The organism is Saccharopolyspora ipomoeae (assembly GCF_029952525.1).
Taxonomy (GTDB): Bacteria; Actinomycetota; Actinomycetes; order Mycobacteriales; family Pseudonocardiaceae; genus Saccharopolyspora; species Saccharopolyspora ipomoeae.
The window spans coordinates 211,219-217,510 of record NZ_JASAOF010000010.1; the positions used below are offsets into that span (position 1 = coordinate 211,219).

A 6,292-nucleotide genomic window follows, 5' to 3' on the forward strand; every position below is an offset into this window, starting at 1 on the left:
CAGCAGAAGCCGAGGAACATGTCCGCAACCACCGGATCAGACACCGCCGCCCAGGGGTTGCGGCGCGAGCTGAAGGTCACCGACGCCGCCGCGTTCTCCATCGGGCTCATCGGGCCCGTCGGTGCGATGGCGCTGCTCGGCGTCGGAGCGGCCGGGCTGCTGGGGCAGGGGGCGGCCTGGGCGTTCGTGTTCGCCGTGCTCGGGGTGTCGCTCGTCGGGTACGGGTTCATCAAGCTCTCGCAGCACATCTCGCACACCGGCTCGGTGTACGCGCTGGTCGGGCGGACGATCGGGCCGCGCGCCGGGTTCGTCGCCGGGACCGCGCTGCTCACCGCCTACGCCGCCATCGGGACCGGGTCGACGATCGAGATCGCGCTGTTCTTCGACAAGGCGCTCGCCCGGCTCGGGCTGATCGGCACCGGGCCCACCGAGTGGATCTGGACCGGCCTGGTCGCCCTGGTGCTGGTCGTCGGGCTGTCGCTGAGCGAGGTCCGGGTGATCACCCGAGCGCTGCTGCTGGTCGAGCTCGCCGGGGCCGCGCTGGTGGTGCTGCTGTGCGCGGTGATCCTGGTGCGCGCCGGCACCGGCCACGCCCCGCAGGGGCAGACGCTGAGCTGGGACTTCCTTCAGCTGCCGCCCGGGACGGGCGTCGGCACGATCGCCGCGGCGGCGGTGTTCGGGTTCCTCGCGTTCGCCGGGTTCGAAGGTGCCGCCTCGCTCGGCGAGGAGACGATGAACCCCAAGCGGGAGATCCCCCGCGCGCTGAAGATCACCATCGTGGTGGTGGGCGTGTTCTTCCTGGTCACCATCGTCGGCCAGGTCATCGGCTACGGCACGAGCGGCGTCAACGCCTTCGCCGCCGCCGAGGACCCCTACGGCGATCTGGCCGGGCAGTACCTGGGCACCTGGATGGGAGTGCTGCTGGACCTCGTCGCGAGCCTGAGCCTGTTCGCGATCACGCTGGGCACCGTCAACGGGGCCGCGCGCATCGGCTACGCGCTGGTCCGCGACTCCGGGCTCTCCGGGCCGCTGGTGCGGTTGACCCGGCGCGGGGCCCCGGCCGGGACGATCGTGGTGATCAGCGCGCTGATCCTGGTGTTCGCGACCGGTCAGTGGCTGGTCGGGACCGGGGTGCTCGACGCGACGATGAACTGGCTGACCCTCGGCACCCTCGCCCTGCTCGTCGCCTACGCGCTGGCCACGGTGGGGGCGTTGCGGTTCCTGTTCACCGGACCGCGGCCCAGGGCGCCGCGCTGGCAGGCCGTCATCCCGGTGCTGGCGCTGGCGTTCCTCGGCTACACGATCTTCACCAACGTCGTCGACGCCGAGGGCACCGCCCGGTACTTCCCGTACGTCATCCTCGCGGTCCTGGTCGTGTCCACGAGCACCGTGGTGTTCGTGCCCGGCCTGGCCGACCGCGTGCGCTCCCGCATCACCGATCACGGAGACGACCAGTGACCCGCATCGTCTGCCGCCAGCTCGCCCCGGTGCTGGGCGACCTGGCCGCCAACCACCGCGAGATCGTCCGCACCATCGCCGAGGAGACCGCCGCCGGCGCAGACGTGCTGGTCCTGCCGGAACTGGCCACCAGCGGCTACGTCTTCCGGACCCCGGAGGAGGTCGCGGCGTGCGCGATCACCCCGGACGACCCGCTCGTCGGTGAGTGGGCCGCGGCGATCAGCGGTGCGGCGGCGGTGGTGGTGTGCGGGTTCGCCGAGCGCGGCGAGAACGGGCTCGTGCACAACAGCGCCGTCGTGCTCGACGCCTCCGGTGCGCTCACGACCTACCGCAAGGTCCACCTGTGGGACCGGGAGAAGCTGTTCTTCACGCCGGGAGACCGGCTGCCCGAGGTCGTCGACACGCGCTTCGGCCGGATCGCGACCGTGATCTGCTACGACCTCGAATTCCCGGAGTACACCCGCAGCGTCGCCCTCGCCGGCGCCGACCTCATCGCCGCCCCCACCAACTGGCCGCTGGTCGACCGCCCCGACGGCGAACGCCCGCCCGAAGTCCTCATCGCCCAAGCCGCGGCCCGCGTCAACCGGGTCACCATCGCCTGCTGCGACCGCACCGGCACCGAACGAGGCCAGCAGTGGACCGAGGGCACCACCGTCATCGACCACAACGGCTGGCCCGCCGCCACAGCGGGCCCCGACCACCGAGCCGCGTGCACGGCAGACCTGACCACAGCCCGCGACAAGCAGATCAGCCCCCGCAACAACCTCTTCCACGACCGCCACCCGTCCCTCTACACCACCTCCTGACCCCACGGGGGACCCGATCACTGCCCGTGTCCGCGAAAACCGGGGGCCGGCGATGATGTGGTGCGGGGTGGGCCGGCGTCCGGTGAGCACGGCGAAGCCACGTTCACCGAGGCAGCGCGGCGGCAGGTCTACCGGCGCGACCCCACCGCCGCGCGCTGGTTCGTGCCACTGGGCGCTGTCTTTCAGTCGTCATTGTTGCTGCTCCCTCCACCTCGCCACCAGCTTCGCTTCTTCTTCGGGTGCACTGCTACTACGAGCGCCGCCATGGCCATCGACACAACGCCCAGGGCTAGGTATTCCAGTACTCGGTGTCCGATCGAAAGAATGTCCATGTTTCCTCCTTTGAAGCGACCAACGACGACGTCGTGATCAGTGGCGTTCGCTCGCTCGCACCTCGTTGCGGTCGTGTTGCGGCTTTCGGTGAGACGCGCGTGCTCATGGCTCCTGCTCATGTCAGGGTTCGGAGGCGCGGTAAGCGTCCTCGACGGCTGCCAGGGCAGTGTTGAGGTCGGCGCCGATGTCTCGTGCTCGTTCGGCGAACTCGTGTGCGGCCGCCGCCAGTGGTTCCGTTGTGGCGGCGGCTTCTGGTGAGGATGCGACGCGGGTTCCTTTGCTGCGCGCGGTTTCGAGGACACCGGTCGTTTCCAGGGCCCGGTAGGCGCGTGCGACTGTGCCGGGTGCCAGGCCCAGGTCACGTGCGAGTTGCCGGATCGAAGGCAGCGTGCTGCCCACCGGTAGTTCGCCTGTGGCGATGAGGTGCACGATCTGGTCGCGGACCTGCCGCCAGGGCGCTCGGTCGCTGCCGGTGTCGACGACGACGCGGTGGGATCCGGTCATCCGACCGCTGACCGCGTTCGGGCCCTGGGTCGATGTGGGAAAACCGAACAGATCCAGCCCAGCAGTCCCACCACGGGAGCGACGCGGTTGAAGATGAAGCTCAGGGAGTGCGCGTACTGCACCGGGCCCGGCAACAGCGAAAGCATGCCCTTCAGCACGGTGAGCGGATTGTCCAGGGGCGCGCACACGATTTGGAGCAGGACGGCTTGAACCGCGATGCCCAGCCCGAACGCGACTCGCGCACTGCGGCGGCGCAGCGCGGTGTCCACGTCCGGATCGTCGCGGGTCGGGCGCGCCATGGCGGTCCAGGCGATCGCGGGCACGATCACTGCGCACGCGATCGCGAATCCGGTCGCGAACGCGGGTCGCGGGCTTTGCTCCAGCATGAGCACCGCGACGTACGCGTCCACCTGAGAGGAGTGCTCTCGCAGCAAAGCCTGCACAGGTTCCCGGTACACGACGCCGAGAACTCCGAGGAACACCGTCACGATCGTGAACAGGCCGAACACCACCAGCGCCCAGCCCGGCACCAGATCGGTCAGCGTGCGCTTGCGCAGTGACGCCGCGCGCAGGACGTCGCGTCGGGGACGCAGATCAGCGAGCTCGGCCAGCAGCATCCCGCACAGCAGCGGCCACAGGTACCCCGCAACCGCGCTTCCACCTCGGTCGCTGTCGGCGGGCAACAGCGGGGAAGCCACCAGTGACAATGCGACGAACAAGACCGGATACCACAGTCGGCGACGTTTCAGGTATCGCACGGCGACGCCGACCTGTTCGGCGCTGGGTTCCTCGGTGAGCCAACGGCGAAGTAGATTTCGGCCGGACCTGGGGCTGGGCCACAGGACGGCGAGGAGCAGCAGTCCCACCAGCATCGTGGTCACGGCTTGCACCGCGATGTTCACGAGCACCTCCTCTTGTATCAAGGGCTTGATACAAGGGTGTCAGAAAAGATCGCGGAACGGAACAGGCCAGGTTCGGTGCATGACCTCACCGCCGCCCGCGAGCACGCGCTCGCTGCGCTCTATGCCACCCCGCCTCGAACACGGCCGACTCACATGAAACCCACTGTGATCACCTCAATGGAGATCGGGGTCCCGACTTCCATTGAAATCGCGAACGGGGTGAGGAGTTCGCGGGAGAGGGGGGGCCGCGTCTTCGGGGGAGTGGTGGTGCGACGTCCGGTTTTTCGCGGGTGTTTCCGGGTGGGTTTCTTCGGGGCATCGATCGTGCATCGGGGGTTCGGGGGTGGTTGGCAGGGGGTGTTCGGGGTGGGTGACTCGGGGGAGGTTTTCAGGGCTTCGGGGAGGTTTGGATGCGCGGGTTCCGGAGGTCGTGGCGTCGGCGCGGTGCCGGGGTGGTGTTCGGGGTTGTGGCGTTGGCCGCTCCTGTTGTGCCTGCTCAGGCGTCTGGGGTGGCCTATCCCGATGGGGAGTGGAGCGAGGCTTGGATCTCGTCGCCTTCCAGCGCCGGGGAGGCGACGTTGCACGCCGACGTGCTCCGGCCGAAGGGGCTCGCTCCCGGTGAGAAGACTCCGGTGATCCTCTCAATCGGGCCGTACTTCAACCATTCCGGGCAAACCGGTCCCGCGGGTGCTGTCGAGGGCACTCCGTACGACCCGATCGGGCCGAACGACGGGCCTTCCGAACGATTCCAGGACTTCGTCGAGGGTTCCGGACTGCTGAAGAAGGGCTACACCTTCGTCATGGTCGACCTGCGCGGGTTCGGCGGGTCCACCGGGTGCTTGGACTGGTCGGGACCGGGGGAGAAGGCCGACGTCGTCAACGCCGTGCAGTGGGCCGCGAACCAGCCGTGGTCGACCGGGCGGGTCGGCATGTACGGCAAGTCCTACGACGGGCTGACCGGGCTCGTCGGCGTCAACGAACGGCCGCCGGGCCTGGCCGCCGTGGTGTCGCAGGAGCCCGTGTACGACGACTACCGCTACCTCTACGGCGACGGCATGCGCCGCACCAACTCGGTCGCGACACCCGCGCTCTACGACGGGATCGCCGCCTCGCCCGGCCCGATCACCGACGATCCCGGCTACAACCTGCGCAGCCTCAACGACCCGCTGTGCCTAGGCAAGAACCTCGCCCAGCAGTCGCTCGACGACCGGCACGACTCGGAGTTCTGGAAGCAGCGCAACCTGATCCCCGGCGCCACCGGGTCGAACGTGCCGCTGTTCCTCGCCCAGGGCCTCACCGAGAACAACACCGTCGCCGACGGCATGCAGGAGTACCTGGCCAACCACACCGGCTACGAGCGCAGCTGGATGGGCCCGTGGGAGCACGTGCGCGGCAACGAGACCGACGAGAACGGGCGCCTGAAGATGGGGCGCCAGGGCTGGTTCGACGAGGTCATGCGCTTCTACGACCGGTTCCTCAAGGACCAGGCGCCGACCGTGGCCGACCCGCCGCACGCCGTGCAGACCAACGACGGCAGGTGGCGCTCCGAAGCCCAGTGGCCCCCGGCCGACGTGCGGGAGCACCGCACGCCGCTGATCGGCGGGAGCTACGTCGACACCGCTCAGTCGGTGTCCACCGCGGCGAACTCGTCGTCCGGTGACCCCACCGACCCGACCGTGACCTCGGGCGTGTGGACGGTGTCCCAGCCGCTGCCGCACGACGCGCACCTGTCCGGCTCGCCGGAGGTCTCCGTCGACGTCACCACGACCCGGCCCAACGCCAACCTCGTCGTCGACGTCTACGACCTCGGCCCCGACGGCACCGGGCCGCTGATCACCCGCCAGGGCCACCTCGTGCGCGAACCCGGCGAGTCGACGGTGCCGCTGACCCTGTGGGGTGCCGACTGGAAGCTGCCCGCCGGGCACCGGATCGGCGTGCGCGTCACCGACAACAACCGCGACTGGTGGCAGCTCGCCGCGCCCAGCGGCCAGACCGTCGAGGTCCGCGGCGGCTCGATCGACCTGCCGTTCCTCACGTACCGCCGCACCGGCACCGTCCAGGGCGACCCGGGCGTGCAGCTCCCGGGCTACCTGGAGCAGCAGATCGCCGCCGGCCCCACGGGTTCCGCCGAGTTCGCGCTGCCCGCGCCGCTCGCCGACCCGCCGCCGGGCTCGGTGTTCACCGGCGACTACGTCGAACCCGTCGGAGGCAACTGACCGGGGTCCCGGTCGTGGATCGGGTGACCTTCGGTCGGCCACCTGTTCGTGGTGGGGGGGGGGGGGGGTTGTT

General features: G+C 69.8%; 5 protein-coding genes. 3 read left to right on the forward strand and 2 right to left on the reverse strand.

Features of this window, described 5'->3' with window-relative positions:
- The first annotated feature begins 18 nt into the window (after window positions 1-18).
- Both QFW96_RS17685 and QFW96_RS17690 read left to right on the forward strand, forming a co-directional pair.
- Complete coding sequence (locus QFW96_RS17685; protein ID WP_281456778.1) at window positions 19-1,458, forward strand: APC family permease; 1,440 nt, start codon at window positions 19-21, stop codon at window positions 1,456-1,458.
- The gene (locus tag QFW96_RS17690) at window positions 1,455-2,264 is read left to right on the forward strand and encodes a nitrilase-related carbon-nitrogen hydrolase (RefSeq protein ID WP_281456779.1); all 810 of its coding nucleotides are present in this window, start codon (window positions 1,455-1,457) and stop codon (window positions 2,262-2,264) included. Before QFW96_RS17685 ends, QFW96_RS17690 begins: the two co-directional genes overlap by 4 nt.
- Window positions 2,265-2,717: 453 nt before the next feature.
- On the opposite strand, the gene QFW96_RS17695 is transcribed toward QFW96_RS17690, so the two are convergent.
- Window positions 2,718-3,101 carry a GntR family transcriptional regulator gene (locus QFW96_RS17695; RefSeq protein WP_281456780.1) on the reverse strand — a complete coding sequence of 128 codons (384 nt, stop codon included), beginning with the start codon at window positions 3,099-3,101 and terminating at the stop codon, window positions 2,718-2,720.
- Window positions 3,098-4,003: a hypothetical protein gene (locus QFW96_RS17700; RefSeq protein WP_281456781.1), complete on the reverse strand. Its 906-nt coding sequence runs from the start codon at window positions 4,001-4,003 to the stop codon at window positions 3,098-3,100. Before QFW96_RS17700 ends, QFW96_RS17695 begins: the two co-directional genes overlap by 4 nt.
- Window positions 4,004-4,413: 410 nt before the next feature.
- Between QFW96_RS17700 and QFW96_RS17705 the strand changes: the two genes are divergently transcribed.
- Window positions 4,414-6,219: a CocE/NonD family hydrolase gene (locus QFW96_RS17705; RefSeq protein WP_281456782.1), complete on the forward strand. Its 1,806-nt coding sequence runs from the start codon at window positions 4,414-4,416 to the stop codon at window positions 6,217-6,219.
- Window positions 6,220-6,292: the final 73 nt, after the last annotated feature.

Coding starts and splice junctions, on each gene's coding strand:
- QFW96_RS17705 (WP_281456782.1), top strand. CDS start 4,414: ATGCGCGGGTTCCGGAGGTCGTGGCGTCGGCGCGGTGCCGGGGTGGTG.
- QFW96_RS17685 (WP_281456778.1), top strand. CDS start 19: ATGTCCGCAACCACCGGATCAGACACCGCCGCCCAGGGGTTGCGGCGC.
- QFW96_RS17695 (WP_281456780.1), bottom strand. CDS start 3,101: ATGACCGGATCCCACCGCGTCGTCGTCGACACCGGCAGCGACCGAGCG.